Annotated in this window: 4 protein-coding genes and 1 pseudogene; 2 read left to right on the top strand and 3 right to left on the bottom strand. The window is 58.4% G+C overall.

Translation table 11 applies throughout. The features are described from left to right. Together Q4Q11_RS31715 and Q4Q11_RS31720 are read left to right on the top strand one after the other, a co-directional pair. Nucleotides 1-458, top strand: a 458-nt coding sequence (locus Q4Q11_RS31715) for an SRPBCC family protein (RefSeq protein WP_498571968.1), incomplete at its 5' end; no start/stop codon positions are given. A 5-nt stretch (nucleotides 459-463) separates the two neighbouring features. Then, on the top strand, nucleotides 464-868 hold the full coding sequence (locus tag Q4Q11_RS31720) for a GFA family protein (RefSeq protein WP_112508432.1): 405 nt from the start codon (nucleotides 464-466) through the stop codon (nucleotides 866-868). On the opposite strand, the gene Q4Q11_RS31725 is transcribed toward Q4Q11_RS31720, so the two are convergent. The 3 genes and pseudogenes from Q4Q11_RS31725 to Q4Q11_RS31735 form a co-directional block, all read right to left on the bottom strand. After that, nucleotides 865-1,269 carry a type II toxin-antitoxin system VapC family toxin gene (locus Q4Q11_RS31725; RefSeq protein ID WP_498571969.1) on the bottom strand — a complete coding sequence of 135 codons (405 nt, stop codon included), beginning with the start codon at nucleotides 1,267-1,269 and terminating at the stop codon, nucleotides 865-867. The genes Q4Q11_RS31720 and Q4Q11_RS31725 overlap by 4 nt on opposite strands. Then, nucleotides 1,266-1,508: a type II toxin-antitoxin system antitoxin VapB gene (vapB, locus tag Q4Q11_RS31730; RefSeq protein WP_112508437.1), complete on the bottom strand. Its 243-nt coding sequence runs from the start codon at nucleotides 1,506-1,508 to the stop codon at nucleotides 1,266-1,268. Before vapB ends, Q4Q11_RS31725 begins: the two co-directional genes overlap by 4 nt. A gap of 68 nt (nucleotides 1,509-1,576) precedes the next feature. After that, nucleotides 1,577-1,803, bottom strand: a pseudogene (locus tag Q4Q11_RS31735) (hypothetical protein); the annotation flags it as partial.

The following is a 1,803-nucleotide window of genomic DNA, read 5'->3' on the forward strand; positions in this document are numbered from 1 at the left end:
GTAGCAGGCGGCCACGAGAGATTGTGCTGTCTCGCGATATTGCCGCGCCGCGCGCATTGCTCTTTCGCCTCTGGACCGAGCCGGAACATCTGATGCGCTGGTGGGGTCCACAGAATATGACGGCGCCATCCGTTTCCGTCGATCTGCGGGAAGGGGGCGCCTGGCGGCACTGCATCTTGACACCGGAAGGCAAGGAATATTGGAGCCACGGCCGCTATCTGGAAATCGCCCCGCCCGAGCGCCTCGTCTTCACCTTCGCCTGGGAAAACCAGGAGGGTAAGCCCGAGCATCCGATGCAGGTCACCGTTGAATTTCATGAGCTTGGCGAGAAGACGCGTCTCGTCTTCCGCAAGGTCCAATTGCCTGACGATACGGAGCTGAAGCTTCAGACCGGCGGCTGGGAGCAGGCTCTCGACAAATGCGTCGCCTATGCGGAAGCCACCTCAAGGGAAGGATGAGAGTGATGAAGAAGACCTATCATGGCAGCTGCCATTGCGGCGCCGTCGCTTACGAAGCCGATCTCGATCTGCAGGGCGGCACCTTCAAATGCAATTGCTCGATCTGCAAGAAGAAGCGCAATTGGCTGGCTGTCGCTACACCCGCCGATTTCCGCCTGACCTCGGGTAAAGGCAGCATTGGCGAATATCAATTCGGTGCGCGCATCCTGCACCATCTCTTCTGCAAGACCTGCGGCATCAGCTCCTTCAACTGGGGTGAGAATGCAGCACTCGGCGGCAAGTTCTATGCGATCAGCATCAGCTGCCTGGACGATACCACCGATGAGGAGCTTGCCTCGCTTCCCGTCGGTTATTTCGACGGCCGCGACGATCGGTTCGATCGCGCGCCGGAGGAAACGCGCTATCTTTAGCCGCTCGGCGAGGATTCCCAGTCTTCGAAACGCAACCTCCGGATGCGCTGAAACTCTCTAACGTTATGTGTTATCAGGATCAGATCGCGAGCGACCGCTTGACCCGCGATCAGAACATCATAGGTGCCGATTGGTGTGCCGAGGGAAGCAAGGGCCGCCCGAATTTCGCCGGCCACACGGGCGTCGTGCCTATCGAAATCCAGCGTCTCGAACTGGAGAGCTTCCACACGCGCAAGATTCTTGGTGACACGCTGGCCCTTGTAGGCGCCGTAGAACAACTCGTGTGCAACGATGGCCGGAATGGCGAAATCCTGCGGCTTGTGCCGGCGAAGTTCACTCACGAAGCCGGAGTGTCCTTTCATCAGGGCGATAACGGCATTGCTGTCGAGCAGATACTTCACTTAAAGATATCCAGCTCGGGGCGTTGCTGTTCAGCCGGTTGCTCGGTCGCTGCTTCTACAAAGTCATCATCGACTGGCCCAATGACGGTTTCCAGCCAGTCCCAATCTTCGACGATCGGTTCCAGAATGATTGCCTTTCCTTGCCGGCGAATGCGCACTTCCTCGCCATCGAGGCGGAATTCCTTCGGCAAGCGTACGGCCTGCGAGCGGCCGGACCAGAAGATCTTTGCGATGTCCATGCCATAGCTCCCTATTTGAGATATGACATTGATATATAGCATCCAAGGGCCGATTTCAATTCGACGCGTTACGATCCGGCTTTCGTGGCGAGCCAGATCACATGACGCGCGCCTGTCTTGCCATTGGCGCGCGTGTTGACCACCTCGGCCGTAAAACCACTGTCACGCAGACGTTTTGTAAAGCGCTCGTCAGGTCCCGACGACCAGACTGCCAGCACGCCGCCGGGCCGCAGCGCATCGCGCGCCGCTTTGAGGCCCTGATAATCGTAAAGACCGTCATTGGCCTCCGACGTGA

The sequence above is a fragment of the Rhizobium sp. UFLA01-1127 genome (assembly GCF_059803845.1).

Excerpts from the sequence above, each read along its gene's own strand:
- Q4Q11_RS31720 (WP_112508432.1), top strand. The coding sequence starts at position 464 with ATGAAGAAGACCTATCATGGCAGCTGCCATTGCGGCGCCGTCGCTTAC.
- vapB (WP_112508437.1), bottom strand. The coding sequence starts at position 1,508 with ATGGACATCGCAAAGATCTTCTGGTCCGGCCGCTCGCAGGCCGTACGC.